Here is a 19,157-nt window from a genome sequence, read left to right as displayed (position 1 = left end):
AATTTGGAAAAATTATGTCGAATATTTTTAGAATATTGATGATAATTTAGGAGGAAGAGAACCATTACTTTGCTTAAAGCACTATTTTGTCTTCAAATGGTTTAGTTTTCAATTTGAAGAAATTAAGTTGAGTCTTCAAAAAGGAATAACGTTTGTTTAATAAGCATGTTGTAGGCGGGGGGGGGGGGAGGTGCTAATTCTGTTGTATGATTTGATTCAAAAAACTTAAATGTGGGGTTGAATATATGGATAATAATATTCATTTTTTTCGTAAGCCAGCCATAGCTTTTTTATGTTTCATTCTTTTTTCCGCACAAGTAATTTGGCTTTCGCCTTCCACTCTTGCTGCTGGAATAGGCTCAAATACGATTATTTTCAAAACAAATGTCAATCCTAATGCGACTATCGTTACGGATGGAGAAGGAGGGTCAGATAACATAGCAGGCATCTCGATAGAGTTTTCGGCTAAAGATACATCGGTTCCAAGTAAATATTTAAAATTATCCTATGAGGAACCTTATGGTACAGGTGCACTTGGAGCTGGTTACGCTGGAAGTGAATCTCAGAGTATATGGTTTATTAAGAGCAGTGTTCCAACCGAAAATTTCTCGCTGCAGTCTATTCGTTTGGATGATATTGGCGGTGGAGATGTGAAAATAGGAGCATTCAACGACGGTAATCAGGTTGGCGAATGGATTGATTTAACTGTTAATATTCCCCCATCGTCACATACTTTTAATCGTGCTAATGGTTTAACAACGAGTTTTGATAACATCGATGAAGTTCGTATTTTGCCACAAGGAACGGATATGTGGATTGCTGTTAATAACGTTCAAATCAATGATCCGGTTATAGTGCCAGCACCAGCGATTACGGGTAATCCTAGTAACGTAACGATTAGCACAGGTGGCAGCACAAGCTTTTCAGTTTCTGCATCTAATGCAAGCTCGTATCAATGGCAGGTCAATACAGGCTCAGGTTATGTGAATCTCAGCAATTCAGCTTCGTACAGCGGTGTCACAACATCAACGTTGACGATAACGGGTGCAACAGCGGGGATGAACGGATATTTGTACCGTGCAATTGCAACGGGGGTTACGGCTCCTGCGGCAACCTCGAATGGTGCTTCGTTAACGGTTATTGTCCCTGTAACAAACTTTGCAAATACAAGCAAGACAGGCAGCTCCGCGACATTTACATGGAGCGCGGCGAGCGGAGCAACGAGCTTGATGATCGAGCAATCGCCAGCAGGAGCCAATACATGGACAACAGCGACAACCGGAGTGATAGCAACGAATGCGACAAGCGCAATAGTATCCGGCTTGTCTGCAGCAACGGGCTATGACTTCCGTCTCGTAGTAACGGGCGGAGTGAATGCCGGTAACTCGAACGCAGTATCGGTTACTACAAACCCTATAGCACTTACTAGCTTTGCTAATACAAGCAAAACAGGTAACTCCGCGACATTTACATGGAGCGCGGCGAGCGGAGCAACGAGCTTGGTGATCGAGCAATCGCCAGCAGGAGCCAATACATGGACAACAGCGACTACCGGAGCGATAGCAACGAATGCGACAAGCGCAACCGTATCCGACTTGTCTGCAGCAACTGGCTATGATTTCCGTCTCGTAGTAACGGGCGGAGTGAATGCGGGTAACTCCAATGCAGTATCGGTTACTACAAATCCTATAGCACTCACTAGCTTTGCGAATACAAGCAAAACAGGCAACTCCGCGACATTTACATGGAGCGCGGCGAGCGGAGCAACGAGCTTGGTGATCGAGCAGTCGCCAGCAGGAGCCAATACATGGACAACAGCGACTACCGGAGCGATAGCAACGAATGCGACAAGCGCAACCGTATCCGGCTTGTCTGCAGCAACGGGCTATGATTTCCGTCTCGTAGTAACGGGCGGAGCAAATGCGGGTAACTCCAATGCAGTATCAGTTACTACAAATCCTATAGCACTCACTAGCTTTGCAAATACAAGCAAGACAGGCAGCTCCGCGACATTTACATGGAGCGCGGCGAGCGGAGCAACGAGCTTGGTGATCGAGCAATCGCCAGCAGGAGCCAATACATGGACAACAGCGACAACCGGAGTGATAGCAACGAGTGCGACAAGCGCAACCGTATCCGGCTTGTCTGCAGCAACGGGCTATGATTTCCGTCTCGTAGTAACGGGCGGAGCGAATGCTGGTAACTCGAATGCAGTAACGGCTACTACAAATCCCATTGCTCTAACAGATTTTGCGAATACAAGCAAAACAGGCACCTCCGCGACATTTACATGGAGCGCGGCGAGCGGAGCAACGGGCGTGGTAATCGAGCAGTCGCCAACAGGAGCCAATACATGGACAACAGCGACAACCGGAGTGATAGCAACGAGTGCGACAACCGCAACCGTATCCGGTTTGTCTGCAGCAACGGGCTATGACTTCCGTCTCGTAGTAACGGGCGGAGTGAATGCCGGTAACTCGAACGCAGTATCGGTTACTACAAACCCTATAGCACTTACTAGCTTTGCTAATACAAGCAAAACAGGTAACTCCGCGACATTTACATGGAGCGCGGCGAGCGGAGCAACGAGCTTGGTGATCGAGCAATCGCCAGCAGGAGCCAATACATGGACAACAGCGACTACCGGAGCGATAGCAACGAATGCGACAAGCGCAACCGTATCCGACTTGTCTGCAGCAACTGGCTATGATTTCCGTCTCGTAGTAACGGGCGGAGTGAATGCGGGTAACTCCAATGCAGTATCGGTTACTACAAATCCTATAGCACTCACTAGCTTTGCGAATACAAGCAAAACAGGCAACTCCGCGACATTTACATGGAGCGCGGCGAGCGGAGCAACGAGCTTGGTGATCGAGCAGTCGCCAGCAGGAGCCAATACATGGACAACAGCGACTACCGGAGCGATAGCCACGAATGCGACAAGCGCAACCGTATCCGGCTTGTCTGCAGCAACGGGCTATGATTTCCGTCTCGTAGTAACGGGCGGAGCGAATGCTGGTAACTCGAATGAAGTAACAGTTACTACAAATCCTATAGCGCTCACTAGCTTTGCGAATACAAGCAAGACAGGCACCTCCGCGACATTTACTTGGAGCGCGGCGAGCGGAGCCACAGGCGTGGTGATTGAGCAGTCGCCAACAGGAGCCAATACATGGACAACAGCGACTACCGGAGCGATAGCAACGAGTGCGACGACCGCAACAGTATCGGGCTTGTCGGCAGCAACGGGCTATGACTTCCGTCTTGTAGTAACGGGCGGAGCGAATGCGGGCAACTCAAACGCAGTATCGGTTACTACAAATCCTATAGCGCTCACTAACTTTGCGAATACAAGCAAGACAGGCACCTCCGCGACATTTACATGGAGCGCAGCGAGCGGAGCAACGGGCGTGGTAATCGAGCAGTCGCCAACAGGAGCCAATACATGGACAACAGCGACAACCGGAGTGATAGCAACGAGTGCGACAACCGCAACAGTATCGGGCTTGGCGGCAGCAACGAGCTATGATTTCCGTCTCGTAGTAACGGGCGGAGCGAATGCGGGCAACTCAAACGCAGTATCGGTTACTACAAATCCTATAGCGCTCACTAGCTTTGCGAATACAAGCAAAACAGGCACCTCCGTGACATTTACATGGAGCGCGGCGAGCGGAGCCACAGGCGTGGTGATTGAGCAGTCGCCAACAGGAGCCAATACATGGACAACAGCGACTACCGGAGCGATAGCAACGAATGCGACAACCGCAACAGTATCGGGCTTGTCGGCGGCAACGGGCTATGATTTCCGTCTCGTGGTAACGGGTGGAGCGAATGCGGGCAACTCAAACGCAGTATCGGTTACTACGAATCCTATAGCGCTCACTAGCTTTGCAAATACAAGCAAATCGGGCAACTCCGCGACATTTACATGGAGCGCTGCGAGCGGAGCAACGAGCTTATTGATCGAGCAATCGCCAGCAGGAGCCAATACATGGATAACAGCGACAACCGGAGCGATAGCAACGAATGCGACAAGCGCAATAGTATCCGGCTTGTCTGCAGCAACAGGTTATGATTTCCGTCTCGTAGTAACGGGCGGAGCGAATGCGGGCAATTCGAACATAGTTACACTTACAACAAATTTACCAATTGAACCGTCACTACCCTCAACACCGAGTACTTCAGAAACAGGCGTTGATATTATTATTAACGGAAAGGTGGAAAGCACGGGAACCGCTATAACAGCTATTGTAAATGATCAAAAGGTCATAACCATAAAAGTTGATCCTCAAAAGCTTGAAAAAAGGCTAGAGGCAGAAGGTCAGCATGCCATAATCACAATTCCTCTAAAAACTAATTCTGATGTTTTTAACGTTGAGTTTAATGGGCAGATGATTATGAACCTAAAGGATAAGGAAGTAATAATAGTCATTCAAAATGAAAACTTCTCTTATACATTACCTGCATCACAAATTAATATAAAAGAAATTTCTGATCAGTTTGGAAAGACTGTAGCGCTTCAAGATATTAAAATAAAAATTGCGATTGCTGAGCCGCTAGAGGGTACATTAAAGGTAGTTGAGAGCGCAGCGATTAAAGGAAAGTTTTCAATTGTTGCTCCGTCTCTTAATTTTTCAGTTCATGTAGCCTTTGGAGGAAAAACGATTGAATTGTCTAAGTTCGACGCCTATATTGAAAGAACAATTGCCCTTCCAACTGGTGTCGATCCCAATAAAATTACTACTGGCATTGTGGTTGAAGCGGATGGTTCGGTTCGCCATGTTCCGACTAGAGTTGTTGTAATTAAAAACAAGTATTATGCACAAGTGAGGAGCTTAACGAACAGCACTTACAGCATAGTTTGGCATCCGATTGCATTTAAAGATGTTGAACAGCATTGGGCTAAGGAAGCTGTAAACGAAATGGGTTCACGTATGATTATCAGTGGTGACGGTAATGATTTGTACAACCCGGATCAAGATATTACTCGAGCGGAATTTGCAGCTATCATGGTTAGGGGACTAGGGCTCAAGCTGGATCTGGGCTTATCTCCATTCTCTGATGTGAATTCTGCAGATTGGTATAGCAGCTATATTCAAACGGCGAATGAAAATGGTCTAGTCAAAGGGTTTGCAGATGGTACATTCCACCCGACGGACAAGATTACAAGAGAACAAGCAATGGCGATCATTGCGAAAGCCATGAAGACAACAGGTCTCAAAGGTAAGCTTTCATCATCAGCTTCAGAAGGTTCACTGGTTTCATTTTCAGATGTAAGCAGCGTATCAGATTGGGCTAAAGATGCAATCATGGATTGCTTGCAAGCGGGCATTATTACAGGCAGAAGTGAAACAAAGCTGGCACCTAAAGATCATATTACAAGAGCAGAGGTGGCTGCTATTGTCCAAAGGCTCCTTATAAAGTCCGAATTGATCTAGTTTTTGTTCAGAGCTGGAATTTAATGAACTTTATGACACGAGGGAGCCTAAATAGCAATGTCATTAAGTTAAGCTCAAAGACAAGAACGGGAATAAAAATGGAATCCGAAACGGCATGGGAAAAAGCCCTGTGCCGTTTCTTTTTTGGTGCAAGCAAGGAAAAATGCGTACAGCAAACAAAGCGGATCGAAGACCCGCTTAAAAAAGTGTTCATGTGAACGGAATTATGCTACCCTGTAGACGAAGCTAACAGCTGATTTCCAGCGTATTTTGCGCGTATTCTCCTGCCCGGGGCGAATGGGTCGAATCGGCAAAATGTTTTTGCGAATCAGCGCTTCAACATCGGGCGGGGGTTCATCATCCCTTGAGCGCAGGAAATGTCTACAAACGTGAACGGCGACCGTGAAGTTGACTTGGTAGGAGTGCCGTTTATCCATTTGTGAAATGACGACGTGCGAGGTCATCATTTCAGCGAAATTGTACATGATCATTCTTGCGAAAATCTCTTGGATGATGGACGCTTGCTTCTTTGCGTGAAAATTTGTAAGACCGACGGTGTATTTTAAGGCCTGGAAAGAGGTTTCAATGCCCCATCGCATGTGATAAATGGACTTGAGTTCATCGGGCGGGAAATCAGCGGCAGAAAGATTCGTTATGACGGTTTCATAAGCGCCATTAGGCAGGACGAAACGAACAATCCGAAAGGAAATCGGATAAAACAAGTTCTCTTGCCGATCCAAAAAAATCAAATGTAGACGTGGAAGGGACGAACCTGTAAATCTCGGGATGGGCCTTGACCTCTTTGGTTTGTTTTTTTGTGAGTGTCAGATGAACGTCAATATCAAACGCTCCGCCAGAGGGCAAACGCAAGCCCGAAAGAATGCCATTGGAATCCAGATCCTTTACCCGTATGATGTAGTTCCACCCTTTGCGTTCAAGATGCGCGAAATTGTTGTAGCTTTCATAACCCCGATCGGCAATCACAATGGTTTTGCCCTTGATGGGGGAACGGTCAACCATAGCCGCCAGCGCCCTTCCCTCGTTGCACAACCTTCGTGACTGAACAAGGGCATCCACGTAAAGTCTGTTGCACAAGTCATAGGCTGCGTTCAAATGCAAAAGGTTATAGCCTTTCGTGTTCGGTTGACTTTGAAAATAGGTGTCCGTGTCCGTAGAATCAGTTGAGATATGCAAATCCGAACCGTCAACGGCAAGTAATCGATACCCTCGGTAGTCCTTGATATCCGTATACGATTGTGTAAATTCGTGAAACAAGAATTCCACAGCAGACGGCATGATTTTATTCCTCTGTTGGACAAAAGCAGAAGTGGTTGCTGTGTTTACGTCATAGCCCTGCGATTCCAAGAGTTCCTTATATAGGCTGTTGCCACCCATTGAGATCAGGAGTTGCATAACCGTTTCAAAGGGCAGCTTTTTCTTTCGGGTAAAATCTTTCTCAGGGTTTTTGACATAAGGTGCTGGTGCGGCTGACATTTCTCGTATGAGGGATGTCAGCGTCTCTTTTAGCGAATTCGCATACTCTTTCATTGGCGTAACCTCCTCATTTTTCAAGGGACTTCGCTACACACTTCCATTTGCTTGTCAAGTCCTATTTTTCTATTTCGTGCAAAAAAAAGAGCGGGCTATCTTTTCGATAAACTGCTCTTGTTCTTGATTTTTGGCCCTGCGCCTTAACTTAATGACATTGACCTCAAGCGGTGTCTTTTTTACGATTAAAGAGAATGTTTTCATAAGATTTTGAGTACACTACATAGTGTACATTATGTACATATTCTTGTAGAATGGAGGTTAGGAGGGATGATTATGCAAACTGTTTTGAATGCAACAGACGTTAGAGCTAATTTTGGTGGATTTATAGATACCATCGTGAGAGAGAAGCCTCAAGCGATTAAAAGGAACAGAGATGTTATCATGGCATTCTCTAAACAACAAATGAAGGAATTGTTGTCCGTATATGAATTGACATTTGAGTATGAACAGGATGAAGATGGCAGATACGTTGGATCAATAGAACAAATAGAGGATATTGTTGCTGATGGTGAGACACTCGAAGAGCTTAGAAGTGAATTGGCACGTCACTTAGTTGAATATGCTGTAGACTATGAGAATAATTATGCACAATATTACAATACACCTAACAGACATAAACATTCCCCTTACGTCTTGCGTGTCTTGTTAGAGGATGATGTTGACTCGGTCGCAAGGATGTTCCATGCCTAGTTGGAGTGATTTAGAAAGCTTTTTAAGACGCGATGGTTGGGTTATGACACGGCAAACTGGCAGAGATAAAATTTATCAAAAGACTCTACCTGATGGAGAAGTATTGCGATCAGCAGTATCGAAAGGTACGGGTGAGATCGGTAAAGGGTTATTTAATAGGATACTAAAACAGCAGTTGCGCGTAGATAAAGCATATTTTAATTCGAGAAAATAGTATTTTGATCACGGGGAGTTCCTAGGGTGACATCAAAACTGTGACTACACCCGTAGAAGCCTGTGTGGCGTGATCTTTGGACAGGGGTTCAAATCCCCTCGCCTCCACCAACCTTACTAAAAACGAACACGATATACTTACTTGGTGGATTTGCAGTAACGAATTGGTTCAACTAATGAAAAGACAGTTAGGCGTTCAAGCTTAACTGTCTTTTCATTTTTGGGACGTATGGAACTACTGTGTTGAATCAATTATAGTATAGGTTGACGGTCCATTGCACATTATCAACTGGGCAGCTGTTTGTGTTGACAGTAATGATCTGCCGGGTTGAGCTAAGCTTTAGCGGGTCTGTAGGTTACCAAGAGTGAACCAACCTTAAGTGTTTTGACGTCCACGAGATGGAATTCCTTCTGCTCATTAAGATTGTCAAACAAATGCTCACCTACGTTGACCACAACCGGGTGCATGACTATCTGATATTCGTCAATAAGATTTGCGTTTGCAAGTGATCGCACGAGCGTTGGACTACCGAAAATAACAATGTCGCCACCGTCACCATTTTTTAGGTCCTTAATTTGCTCTTCTATATTACTGCCGGTCAATTGTTTTGGTGCTTCAAATTCTCCCCATTTTAGCTTGTCGAGCGGGCGGGCGCTTGTTACAACTAGTTTGTGGGCGTTGTTTATCTTATCACCCAGGCTTGAACCTCCATCGTCCCGTTTGGACCCTCGAATAGTCGGCCACTTTCTAGAGAGGTCTTCGTAGGTTCCGCGGCCAAGCAAAATGGTATCAGCTGTCTCGAAAATATTTAATAGAAACTGAGAACCTTCCTCAATGCCAGCGCTATTTCTCCAGACCGCCCAGTTGGTTTTGTCCTCGCTTGGGTCGCCAGTGACAACTCCATTAATAGTACTGTGAATGAATAGAATGATTTTACGCATGAACTATCGTCCTTTCTATCTTTGATAATCGTAATTTTGTTTCTCATTTATTTAGACGAAATTAGATTACGATATTCATCGGTGTATTTGTGCAGGAAGCCCAAATCGGGAAAATAATTTTGTATTAATGAAATTTTGGACGTGGTATATTTGCTTGTCCTTTATCTCAATAATGTGAATACCCCAGGGTACCAAGTAGGAGTCTTCACCGCTTGGCACATACTGTGCGAAAGCAGGATAACCCCCATTCGCCGTAATCGGCAAAAAACGGGATCCCTCACAATGCCAGCGTGTAAGCGCAAAAAACTTGAACAAATCGTCTTTGCCGCGTACCCACATTGCGAAAGGCGGCATTGACAGACGGCCTTCCTCATGAAACAACGCTACCAGCGCATTGATATCAAATTGTTCGAAGGCTTCTACATACCGTGATAGCAGCTCACGATCAGGTTCGACATCCATCATGCTAAACTCGTTAGAATGAAGTTTCGCTCGGTCCATCGTTTCTCTGGCTCTTTGCAGGGCGCTGTTAACCGCTGCCGGCGATATTCCTAAAGTTTCTGCGATCTGTTTGGAGGACCATTCGAATACATCCTTCAAAATAAGAACCGCACGTTGACGGGGGGGTAAGATCTGTAAGAGTGTAATAAAACAGAGTTCAAGGGTATCTTTGCGAATGAAAATATCTTCCGGACTCCCCGAGAAATCAGGGGCAGGCCAAATCCAAGTTGAGTCGGGAAACTTTTCGCGGAGTTCGACGATAGGTACCGCTGGGTCGGATAGGTCAACGGGACGCGTGCGGCGTTTGGCTTGTCTTAGCTTGTCCAGGCATAAGTTTGATGCAATACGATAAACCCATGTTTTGAATGAGGAATCCTGCCTGAATGAATGCCAACTTTGCCAAACACGAATAAAGGTTTCCTGAACAGCATCGTCTGCGTCATCGATGGATCCTAGCATTCTGTAACAGAACGATGTTAACTCAGGCTTTAAGTTCTCAAATAACTGAAGCTCTAATGCTGTTTCGTTCATCTTGGCCTCCTTTTGACGGGCGAAACACCCTTTTCACACACGCCACAGAACCGATCGTCTCCATTTAATAAGCCACTTATTCGTCTTTAATAAAATGAGAAAGCACTACCTGAATAATGGGGGGGGGGAGGGACATCCTCACGCATCTCTGAATATAACGGTAGCTTCGTTTACAGAGTAGCATAACTCGGTTCCCATGAACATTTTTTAAGAGGATATTCCATCCGCTTTGTTTGCTGTACGCTTTTTCCTTGCTTGCACAAAAAAACAAACGGCACAGGGCTTTTTCCCATGCCGTTTCGGATTCCATTTTTCCCGCTGGTGTCTCTGGGCTTAACTTAATGACATTGGCCTAAATAGGGCTCCCTTTATAAACGAGATTTCAGTATTATCTGATTTACTAGAAGTAATTGTGGAGCCTCTATTAAAAGTTTGAAAAACAAAGAATATTACTTATTGTTCTAACAACTCAAGTACTAGCAATGCCTCAGCACCACCTACTTTGGCGTGGCTGATCAAAGGAATGCCGTGAGGACCAAGAGCGTTTTTTAGCCTTGGATTGTCTGCAAGCATAGATTTTACAACTTCAGTTTTTCCTAACATTACAGCAGTAAATAAATCTATGCGAGCTCCATTTTCTAAAAGGAAAAGTGCGATGTCTTTTCTCCCCATGTGCGCAGCTGCACCGAGGGCTGTTTCCCAATCTCCCCCTCCCCAATCCCAAGCTGCATTTAAAAGCCCTGGTTCTTGTTCGAGAAGCTCCTTAACACGTTCCAAGTCACCGTGAGCGTTACCAACAAAATCTTTTATTAACTCAGGTTGAATCGCTTGTTTGTCTTGCATGGATACTCTCCTTTAAATGGTCTTTTATTTTAATAGAGTGGCTGACTCTTGGTGTTCTCTAATCATTGCAATTTCGCGAGGCGTTTCTCCTTTATCGGTTTTAGCTGTTTGGTCGGCTCCTGCCTTTAATAACATTTTTATGATAGATTCTCGACCGAAATAAGCAGCAACGTGGAGAGGGGCGAATCCTACGCGCCATTTCCCCTCACACTTTATGTTTATATCTGCTCCATGATGAATAAGCAGTTTTACAATGTGTTCATGGTTCCCGGCTACAGCCGCATGGATAGCCATATTGTTTAAGTTGCCATCTTTACTTCTAGCATTTATATCTGCACCTTGGCCTAGCAGCACTTTCACTGTTTCTTCGTTACCAAAATGAGAGGCCAAACCTAAAGGAGTAAAGCCATCTGTACTGTAGCTCGCGATCAGCTCCGGTGATTCAGCAAGCAAGTCTTTTACCCTTTGCTTGTTGCCGACAGCGGATGCTTCGAATATGTTTAGTTCGACGCCACTATTTAACAGTAATTCTTTTATCTCTTGTGATTGGTAATAAGCGGCCATCAATATAGCAGTTTCTCCATGAGTGTTTTTTGCGTTAACAAGATTCAAATCTTCTTTTATTAAACCAGCGACCTTTTCAATGTTATTTATTTTCACCGCTTCAATCATTTCATCTCGCAATTGTTGAACATGATCAGAGAGTAATTTGGCTTTTTTAAGCATTTCTTCGGAAGCTTGAATACCCATATTAATAAAATACGAGACCGCTCTTGAACGGTTTGACTCAAGTCCTGAATCAACAAGTAAATCTACTGCCTTTAATGAAATCTCATCTAACCTAATTGAAACAACGATACTTTGCTTTTTGTTCGACATTGCCATCTCCATTTGTCACTTTGTAATTTTTATTACAAAATTAAGATACCATTTTTTTCTTGGGAATTCAACCTAATTATGGATAGTTTAGCTCAATAGCCAAGCCTAGGGGAGCACTAGCGGCGCAACAAAAAAATCCGCATAAGGAGCCCAAAAGGTCCATTGTGCGGATTTCTAGTTGAATGGTTGATTCTTATAAGGTGACTCGGGGAATTGTCACAAAGCTTGTAAACCAGCTTGGTTAAGCAAATTCCATGGTTTATTGTAATGAGGCTGGAAGAAGAAGTCGACATAGCTGAGCTCATCCATCGTCATTCGGTTTTGAATACAAACCGAAAGTGTATTAATCGACTGGGTCAGATCGACCTTAGATAATACTTGCGCTCCTAGGATACGTCCCGTTTCCGCTTCGTAAACAACCTTAAGCGTTACAGGCTCATAAGTTGGCATAAACTCTGGACGGTAATTATCTAAGATTGTGACTTTTTTCACATTCATACCAACTGCAAGAGCAGCCGTTTCTGTCATCCCTGTCGATGCGATGTTATAGTCGTATATTTTGATGCCCGATGTACCCTGTGTACCCAAATATTTTGTAGTTGGCGTTATCAGGTTTTTCGCAACGAGACTTCCCATTCGGACGGCATTTGTAGCTAGAGGGATATAGGCATGTTCGCCTGTCGGATTATAATGGACAGCACAGCTGTCTCCTGCTGCGAAAATATCCGGATCACTCGTACGCATATAATCGTCGACGATGATGGCTCCATTTGGCAGCATATCTACCTTTCCCTTCAGAAGATCTGTGTTCGGACGGAAGCCGATGCACAGGACGACCATATCGGTTTCATATTGTCCGGCAGTCGTTATGACAGTTGTAACCTTACCATGCTCATCACCAGTGAATGACGTTACCGTCTGGTCAAGTGCAAGCTGAACACCCCGTTCTACAAGAGCTTGCTCGGTTAAGTCAGTAAACTCCTTGTCTAAATATTTATAAAGTATTCGATCCATATTATCGATTAATGTAACGTCCTTGCCTAACATTTCAAATGCTTCTACCAGTTCGATACCGATGTATCCTGCACCAATAACAGCAATTCGCTGAGCATTTTTCGCTTTTTCGATAATGGTTTGTGCGTGATTATAGTTTTTGCAGAGGAGGACATTGTCTAGATTGATGCCATCCATCTGTGGAATAATTGGCCACGAGCCTGTTGTTACGACAAGCTTATCATAGCTATGCGTGAATTGTTCGCCAGTAGTTAAGTTCCGTGCTTGCAGCGTCTTGGCCTTCGTATCGACATTCATCACATCATGGCGCATAAGCGTTGTTACACCGAGATCGGCTAGCTGCTTTGGCGATGCATAGAATAATTCCTCGGCGTTTTTAACGACACCTCCTACATGAAGCGCGATTCCACACGAAAGGAAGGAGATATTGTCATTCCGTTCAAAAACAGTCATTTGGGCGTCCGGATATAAGCGAGCTATTCCAGTAATGGCAGCAGTGCCAGCATGCGTACATCCAATAACAGCAATTTTTGTTTTCATCGTATTTCCTCCTTATGATGTAGTGGGGCGAAGCAGTTTGAATTAATATCTCGCCCTACTAGGTGAAATAATTCACAAACATATATTTGCTGTGATTTATTTCACAATGTTGTCTTGCTAGTATCATATTCGTTTCTTCCGAATATGACAATGAACAAGTTGTGACTTTTTTCACAATTAATCTTTCCACATTTAATTCTCTTATTGAGCGATGGGGAGGGATAACGGTAAATGCTTCGTTGGAAATTGAAATGATGATTCGATAAATGTTTCGTCGGAGTAGATTTGGTACTAACAATTGCTGAATTATAAAAGGGTGATACAGAATTTTTGTCCTGTATCACCCTGATTTTATGTTATTCAATCACTATCCTAAATTAATTGTTGGATTGCTTCTGCAACAGTCGTTTCAATTCTTCATCCACACGTGCACTACGTTGCTCTTGCTGCTGCTCGAAGCCTTGTCCACTGGCATATACTCCGTATGAGCTTTTGGCAAGCTCGCGCTCTGCTTCCCATTCCATTACCTTTTGTTCGATACGCTCGAAGCCTTGTATGGCCGAACTCCCATAGGGGGAATAGGAAGGACAATCACTGGATGCTCCTGCTGTCTGCCGTACTCGAGTAATGAGCTCCGTACGTTTTCCCTGCAACCGGACTCTCTCTTCTTTCAATGACTCTACGCGATCCGTAAGGTCAATCGTCGCTTGCTCAGCCATGTGATGAAGTCTCGATGTCTCTTCGGCTTGCTCCAGATAGAGAAGTTTCGCTTCAAGTGCTATACGTGCTTCAGCTTCGCGTCCTTCCACTGCTGCTTGTTCAGCTTTTCCTTCATAATAGGCTGATTGTCCGTGCAATTCACCCAGCTTTGATTGGAGCATACGTGTCTGGACTTGCTGCTGTGCAATAGCACGTTCGACCTTGGAAATTTCCTCGTCCAGATCTCTCAAGTAATGGTTAAGCATCATAACCGGATTTTCAATCTTATCAAGCACCTCATTTGCTGCTGCCTTTGTCATGCTAACTACTCGTTGTAAAATTCCCATATTTCATCTCTCCTTAAATGTTTGTGAAGCAGCACGCTGCTCTGTGTGCATTCGCTTATTTGAATTAGTAGTGATCAACAAATCTAAAGTCGTTACTTGAATCCTTAGGGATAAACAGCGTTGCAATAAAGTAAGCCAATATGACTCCTCCAAAGCTGAAGAGCGCTGCTATGACAACTAGAAGTCTGACAATAGTGGGATCAATGCCTAGCCATTGTCCGAGGCCCCCGCAAAGACCTGTAATTTTGCTATCCGTCGTTGATCGAAACAATTTTTTCATATCCAATCATCCTTTCGTGTTGCTCATCTATGTCTTAATTGTATAGTGTGTTTGTCAGTTTCGTAACGGTCCTTGGACCATTAGCTGTGCTAGCCTTTAGGCGGGGGGCAACTGCGACGGACGACGGGGTTAGAACCCGAATAGTTTTGGTTCCAAGCAGCTTCGTGGATGAGTGGACGATAGTACCCGAAAACATCGGAGCACAGGTGCTAGGCGTGACAAGGTATAAATATTATAATATTGGTTGGTGTACCTGTTCGAAGTTCCTGGTGGAATTTTATGATGAGAAGGATATGGTTGTAAGACAGCATTACAAGGGCTGGTTGACACTTATAAACAGGGATGAAGGGGGATTTCATATAGATGTCGAAGGATAGTAGTGATCTTGTTTCCTCAAAGACGCAACCGGCTAAGTTGCAGCGTTACATAGATTCACCAAGGGAGCAACAACGGCTTTATCGACGCACGTTAGTCATTATTGTTATTTCACAAATTTTCGGAGGAGCGGGTCTTGCGGCAGGGATTACTGTTGGAGCTTTGCTTGCGCAAGATATGCTTGGCACAGAGGGCGTTACAGGCGTTCCGGCTGCCTTGTTTACTTTAGGTTCTGCGGTTGCAGCATTTCTGGTAGGGCGGCTTTCAGAGCGATATGGACGAAGAATAGGTTTAGCGTCAGGATTTCTTGCAGGTGGTATCGGGGCGATAGGAGTTGTAGTTGCAGCAGTTACTGGTCATATTGTGCTTCTTTTTGCTTCATTGTTTATCTATGGTGCCGGTACAGCGACCAACTTGCAAGCACGTTATGCAGGTACCGATATGGCTACTTCTACCAAGCGAGCAACTGCAATCAGCATCGCATTAGTTTCCACTACACTCGGCGCTGTTGCAGGACCCAATTTGGTTAGTGTCATGGGAAGATTTGCCGTTTCTATTGGAGTTCCAGAGCTAGCGGGGCCATTCATTTTGGCAGCTGCGGCATTCATAATTGCTGGTTTGGTGCTGATGGCCTTGCTTCGCCCTGATCCTCTCATCATAGCAAAAGCACTTGCGGCGATACAGAAATCAAATGAAAAAAATCCAGAAGACTCGAACTCCAAAACACTAGCTATTAACAAAAGAGGGGTAGTTGTTGGAGCTACAATCATGGTCTTAACTCAAATCGTTATGGTGGCCATTATGACGATGACACCGATACATATGAGTCATCATGGACATAGCTTAGGTGACGTAGGATTGGTCATTGGTATTCATGTTGGCGCCATGTATCTCCCTTCTCTTATAACGGGTATACTCGTTGACAAAGTAGGAAGAACTGCAATGGCAATTGCTTCAGGTGTCACGCTGCTTGCTGCAGGTATTCTTGCCTCAGCCGCACCTGCTGATTCAATGCCGCTGCTCATCATCGCTCTCGCTTTGCTTGGGTTAGGATGGAACTTTGGTTTGATTAGCGGTACAACGCTCATTGTGGATGCGACGACTCCATCTGCTCGTGCAAGAACACAAGGAACGGTTGATGTTACCATTGCTTTGGCTGGAGCATCGAGTGGTGCGATGGCTGGGATTGTCGTAGCGCATTCAAGCTTTACCGTACTTTCCCTTGCCGGAGGAGTACTTGCGCTTCTGTTTTTACCCGTCTTGTTCTGGTCTCGAAGAACCTCGATTAAATAGCTGGCGGTAATCATGAGTTAACGGCAAATGTCATGATTCATAGCTTTTACTCTGAGCTCTTTCACATTCCATTTGGAATCTGAAAGAGTTTTTTCATCGTATTCTCTCCTTGCTGATGTTTATTTTGTAGACAGCGTTGAATAAAGCTTGTCATGCTTATCAAACTAGTCCGCATAATTGGATAACCATGCTTTGAGGGCTTCTCTGGCGTATCAAAACCATTGTTCCAAGTTTGGTCATACATCGGTAGAAGATCATTCTTTTAATTATCCAATAGCTTTAATTATGTAATTATATATGTTTTTGGAACTGTAACTACCGCTCCAAACGTTAGAAAACGTCTTAAACCCTACAACTTTGAAGCACTACAAATAGCGGGCAGGCTTAAGCGATTCGAAAATCATCACGGCGTTTCTGTGGGCGCTGCTGTTCACGGCCTTCTCCCTCTGGTGCGCGAAGTTGTCGACAGGGCTCCTATTCAAACGCGGATTTCGTTTGCGGACCGGCGGACAGAAGCACGGTGCGGTTGATGTGGATTATAAATGAAAGATAGTAATTGAAGATGATAAAATAAGTTTAATAATCCTTATATAAATTAGTACAAAAGTACTTATTTCTAAACTTTCTCTAAAAAGTATTAAGTTTTACCTTTAATGTATGATATCATTTTTGGGAATTAAACCCTCCTATTCCAGGTGGGTGAAAGTGAAAATATAGAGACGTGGAGGAAATTATTTTGAAAAAGCTGTTTGTTATCGTTCTTACCGTATTTGCCGTCATTGTTACAGGGTGCTCCCAAAACCAAAACGATTCAACCAATGAACCTACTGAAGCTGTCGACACTTCCGCTTCTCCTGAGGCTGCGGCTGACACAAAGGCCTCTCCTTCTCCGGAAACCTCGGCGGAAGAAACTACGACGCCAGAAGGAACAATCGCGCTCAAAGAGCAAAGCGTTATGTCCGGCCATGCTACGATCCGCATTCCTGAACAATTCGTAATCATGTCTGATGACATGAAGCAAATCAAATATCCTTCGGGAAACGCTCCGAAAGAAGTCTTTACGAATGAAGAAGGCAATATTAATGTTGCTTTGAGCGAGACGGGCAGTCCGTTGAAAGAAGAAGAGCTTGAAGAGTTTAAGGATCAGATGGTCGCGACGTATCAACCAATCGCAAAAGAGTGGATAGAGGATGGCATTGCTGACATTAATGGAAAGAAAGCAGGGTATCTCTCTTTTGTAGTTACTGTTGAAGGAGATAACGCTAGTGTTTACAATTATATGGTATTTACCGTCGTTGACGACCAGTTGATCATCGTTAGCTTCAACTGCTTGCAAGAGCAATTGGACGAATGGAAGGCGACAGGCGACGAGATCATCCAATCTTTTAAAATAGCTTAATCAAAATTAAAGGGGCTGTCCCAATAGAGTAACCCAGAGTCGGACAGTCCCATAAAATGTAAAAAAAGAACCTTCAACACTACTATAAAGTGGAGCTGAAGGTTCTTTTTTAATCCTATATTACGTAACAAGTGGGAGCTGGAATTTCCAAAAACGACTTTTGAGACAGTCCCATTTTAAATATTTTCAAGAAGGCAACAGCCCGAATGGTACGATTGTACAAATTCCGCGAAGGACACGGCATCTCGGTTTTCAATCACCCCTGCGTGAAATTAAAAATTTGGTCAAGCCATTGCCAGTCCGCATAATTGGTCAAGTCCCCTCATAGACATGTTATCAGATGGAAAAACATTGTGCAGAGGGGATGATTACATGCGTCGCATCACATGGACCGCGGCAATTTTATTATGTTTTGCATTAGTAATGAGTGCTTGCGGTACGAAGGACGCCGAGTCCGTAGTTAAGGATCTCGACAAGTTTGTAAACAGTATGGAAAGCTATCAAGGAAGCGGGACAATGACGCTGCATACCAGTCAACAGCCGCTCGAGTACAAGGTGGAAGTATCCTATCAGAAGCCGACATTCTATCGCATAAAGTTGACGAACGAAGAGAAGGACATTACGCAAATCGTGCTTCGTAATGACGACGGCGTATTCGTACTAACACCGAAGCTGAATAAAGTATTCCGCTTCCAAAGCGATTGGCCGCAAAATCAAGGACAGGTTTATTTGTATCAAACGCTTGTGCAAAGTATTTTGGTAGATGGATCGCGTCATTTTGCGGTGGATGAGAATGCTTACGTATTTGATGTAATGGCCAACTATAACAATGGATCGCTTGCTCGCCAGAAAATATGGCTTAATAAATCCGATTATAAGCCGGTTCATGTAGAGGTCAGTGACACGAATGCAGCCTTGATGGTGGAAGTGAAGTTCGATTCCTTTGAATTCGGACCTAAATTTGATAAAACCGTATTTGAAACAGAAGCGAATATGAAAGCTCAGCCTTCCGGTACGACAGAAGAACCTACAATGACAACGCCTGAGAAGATCGGAAGCGGTTCTACAACAGGAGATGCTGACAATGAGGTTGATGCTCCTGACGATAACGCAAATGTGAAAAGTGATAAAGCCGAGGGCGGCGCTGCCGTAGACGGCGATGACCAAGCTATTAATGAAGATGAAGAAGATGCCAATGTTGACGAAGATGCAGCAGCGGGTGCTGACGATGAACCTAACGCTTCAATTTCAGTTATGCTGCCATCACACACGCCGGTTGGTGTGAATTATCAAGATTCGATAGACATTGTGTTTGGCGGAAACCCAGGCGTAATGACAAGGTATGCAGGTGATTATAGCTACACGCTCATTCAAACGCAGCCAAATGATCTAGCGGCAACGTTTGTGCCAGGCTATATGGTTGATTTAGGCTTCACAGTAGGTGAGCTTAGCGGCGAAGAGCAGCAGACACTAACTTGGACTTATGAAGGCAATCAATTCCGTTTAACAAGCGCGAACCTTCCAGATTCAGAATTGATTAAAATAGCACAGTCCGTTCAGGGCGAAGCAGGAAAATAATACGATTATAAATTTTTATTTCCAAGACGTACTAGCCAATTCTG

General features: G+C 44.4%; 14 protein-coding genes and 1 pseudogene. 6 read left to right on the top strand and 9 right to left on the bottom strand.

The genetic code is table 11. From position 1 onward, the window contains the following. Positions 1-245: 245 nt before the first annotated feature. Positions 246-5,438 (top strand): S-layer homology domain-containing protein, encoded by a 5,193-nt coding sequence (locus tag AC0YN7_RS21705; protein ID WP_475812126.1) that lies wholly within the window; start codon positions 246-248, stop codon positions 5,436-5,438. A gap of 224 nt (positions 5,439-5,662) precedes the next feature. Here AC0YN7_RS21705 and AC0YN7_RS21700 read toward each other — a convergent pair whose 3' ends face one another. Then, positions 5,663-6,160, bottom strand: a complete 498-nt coding sequence (locus tag AC0YN7_RS21700; RefSeq protein ID WP_475812125.1) for a transposase — start codon at positions 6,158-6,160, stop codon at positions 5,663-5,665. Beyond that, on the bottom strand, positions 6,114-6,986 hold the full coding sequence (locus tag AC0YN7_RS21695) for a transposase (RefSeq protein ID WP_475812124.1): 873 nt from the start codon (positions 6,984-6,986) through the stop codon (positions 6,114-6,116). The genes AC0YN7_RS21700 and AC0YN7_RS21695 overlap by 47 nt, the downstream gene beginning before the upstream one ends. Before the next feature lie 276 nt (positions 6,987-7,262). Between AC0YN7_RS21695 and AC0YN7_RS21690 the strand changes: the two genes are divergently transcribed. Continuing rightward, complete coding sequence (locus tag AC0YN7_RS21690; protein WP_475812123.1) at positions 7,263-7,679, top strand: hypothetical protein; 417 nt, start codon at positions 7,263-7,265, stop codon at positions 7,677-7,679. Continuing rightward, entirely contained in the window at positions 7,642-7,893 is a 252-nt protein-coding gene (locus tag AC0YN7_RS21685) for a type II toxin-antitoxin system HicA family toxin (RefSeq protein ID WP_475812122.1), read from the top strand. The genes AC0YN7_RS21690 and AC0YN7_RS21685 overlap by 38 nt, the downstream gene beginning before the upstream one ends. A 332-nt stretch (positions 7,894-8,225) precedes the next feature. Here the strand turns inward: AC0YN7_RS21685 and AC0YN7_RS21680 are convergent, their stop codons facing one another. The 7 genes and pseudogenes from AC0YN7_RS21680 to AC0YN7_RS21650 all read right to left on the bottom strand — a co-directional run bounded on the left by AC0YN7_RS21680 (position 8,226) and on the right by AC0YN7_RS21650 (position 14,468). Further along, on the bottom strand, positions 8,226-8,834 hold the full coding sequence (locus AC0YN7_RS21680; protein ID WP_475812121.1) for a dihydrofolate reductase family protein: 609 nt from the start codon (positions 8,832-8,834) through the stop codon (positions 8,226-8,228). Between the two features lie 75 nt (positions 8,835-8,909). After that, positions 8,910-9,869, bottom strand: a pseudogene (locus AC0YN7_RS21675) (sigma-70 family RNA polymerase sigma factor); the annotation flags it as partial. Between the two features lie 450 nt (positions 9,870-10,319). Next, positions 10,320-10,709: an ankyrin repeat domain-containing protein gene (locus AC0YN7_RS21670; protein WP_475812120.1), complete on the bottom strand. Its 390-nt coding sequence runs from the start codon at positions 10,707-10,709 to the stop codon at positions 10,320-10,322. Between the two features lie 24 nt (positions 10,710-10,733). Then, positions 10,734-11,588 (bottom strand): ankyrin repeat domain-containing protein, encoded by an 855-nt coding sequence (locus AC0YN7_RS21665; protein ID WP_475812119.1) that lies wholly within the window; start codon positions 11,586-11,588, stop codon positions 10,734-10,736. A 216-nt stretch (positions 11,589-11,804) separates the two neighbouring features. Further along, positions 11,805-13,142, bottom strand: a complete 1,338-nt coding sequence (locus AC0YN7_RS21660; protein ID WP_475812118.1) for an FAD-dependent oxidoreductase — start codon at positions 13,140-13,142, stop codon at positions 11,805-11,807. Positions 13,143-13,519: 377 nt separating this feature from the next. After that, positions 13,520-14,188 carry a PspA/IM30 family protein gene (locus AC0YN7_RS21655; protein WP_475812117.1) on the bottom strand — a complete coding sequence of 223 codons (669 nt, stop codon included), beginning with the start codon at positions 14,186-14,188 and terminating at the stop codon, positions 13,520-13,522. Positions 14,189-14,252: 64 nt separating this feature from the next. Beyond that, positions 14,253-14,468 carry a PspC domain-containing protein gene (locus tag AC0YN7_RS21650; protein WP_475812116.1) on the bottom strand — a complete coding sequence of 72 codons (216 nt, stop codon included), beginning with the start codon at positions 14,466-14,468 and terminating at the stop codon, positions 14,253-14,255. A 363-nt stretch (positions 14,469-14,831) separates the two neighbouring features. Here AC0YN7_RS21650 and AC0YN7_RS21645 point away from each other — a divergent pair, with 363 nt between their 5' ends. From AC0YN7_RS21645 to AC0YN7_RS21635, 3 genes are all read left to right on the top strand, one after another. After that, the gene (locus tag AC0YN7_RS21645; protein ID WP_475812115.1) at positions 14,832-16,136 is read left to right on the top strand and encodes an MFS transporter; all 1,305 of its coding nucleotides are present in this window, start codon (positions 14,832-14,834) and stop codon (positions 16,134-16,136) included. Positions 16,137-16,872: 736 nt separating this feature from the next. Further along, positions 16,873-17,535: a hypothetical protein gene (locus tag AC0YN7_RS21640; protein WP_475812114.1), complete on the top strand. Its 663-nt coding sequence runs from the start codon at positions 16,873-16,875 to the stop codon at positions 17,533-17,535. Between the two features lie 372 nt (positions 17,536-17,907). Next, a complete protein-coding gene (locus AC0YN7_RS21635) occupies positions 17,908-19,113 on the top strand; it encodes a LolA family protein (protein ID WP_475812113.1) in 1,206 nt (401 codons plus the stop codon). Positions 19,114-19,157: the final 44 nt, after the last annotated feature.

This window comes from Paenibacillus sp. J31R122, assembly GCF_056269185.1.
This window is presented reverse-complemented; position numbering and strand designations above follow the sequence as displayed.

What these genes read in the sequence shown, in the direction of transcription:
- AC0YN7_RS21705 (WP_475812126.1), top strand. Translation starts at nt 246, where the DNA reads ATGGATAATAATATTCATTTTTTTCGTAAGCCAGCCATAGCTTTTTTA.
- AC0YN7_RS21695 (WP_475812124.1), bottom strand. Translation starts at nt 6,986, where the DNA reads ATGAAAGAGTATGCGAATTCGCTAAAAGAGACGCTGACATCCCTCATA.
- AC0YN7_RS21690 (WP_475812123.1), top strand. Translation starts at nt 7,263, where the DNA reads ATGCAAACTGTTTTGAATGCAACAGACGTTAGAGCTAATTTTGGTGGA.
- AC0YN7_RS21685 (WP_475812122.1), top strand. Translation starts at nt 7,642, where the DNA reads ATGATGTTGACTCGGTCGCAAGGATGTTCCATGCCTAGTTGGAGTGAT.
- AC0YN7_RS21680 (WP_475812121.1), bottom strand. Translation starts at nt 8,834, where the DNA reads ATGCGTAAAATCATTCTATTCATTCACAGTACTATTAATGGAGTTGTC.
- AC0YN7_RS21670 (WP_475812120.1), bottom strand. Translation starts at nt 10,709, where the DNA reads ATGCAAGACAAACAAGCGATTCAACCTGAGTTAATAAAAGATTTTGTT.
- AC0YN7_RS21665 (WP_475812119.1), bottom strand. Translation starts at nt 11,588, where the DNA reads ATGTCGAACAAAAAGCAAAGTATCGTTGTTTCAATTAGGTTAGATGAG.
- AC0YN7_RS21660 (WP_475812118.1), bottom strand. Translation starts at nt 13,142, where the DNA reads ATGAAAACAAAAATTGCTGTTATTGGATGTACGCATGCTGGCACTGCT.
- AC0YN7_RS21655 (WP_475812117.1), bottom strand. Translation starts at nt 14,188, where the DNA reads ATGGGAATTTTACAACGAGTAGTTAGCATGACAAAGGCAGCAGCAAAT.
- AC0YN7_RS21650 (WP_475812116.1), bottom strand. Translation starts at nt 14,468, where the DNA reads ATGAAAAAATTGTTTCGATCAACGACGGATAGCAAAATTACAGGTCTT.
- AC0YN7_RS21645 (WP_475812115.1), top strand. Translation starts at nt 14,832, where the DNA reads ATGTCGAAGGATAGTAGTGATCTTGTTTCCTCAAAGACGCAACCGGCT.
- AC0YN7_RS21635 (WP_475812113.1), top strand. Translation starts at nt 17,908, where the DNA reads ATGCGTCGCATCACATGGACCGCGGCAATTTTATTATGTTTTGCATTA.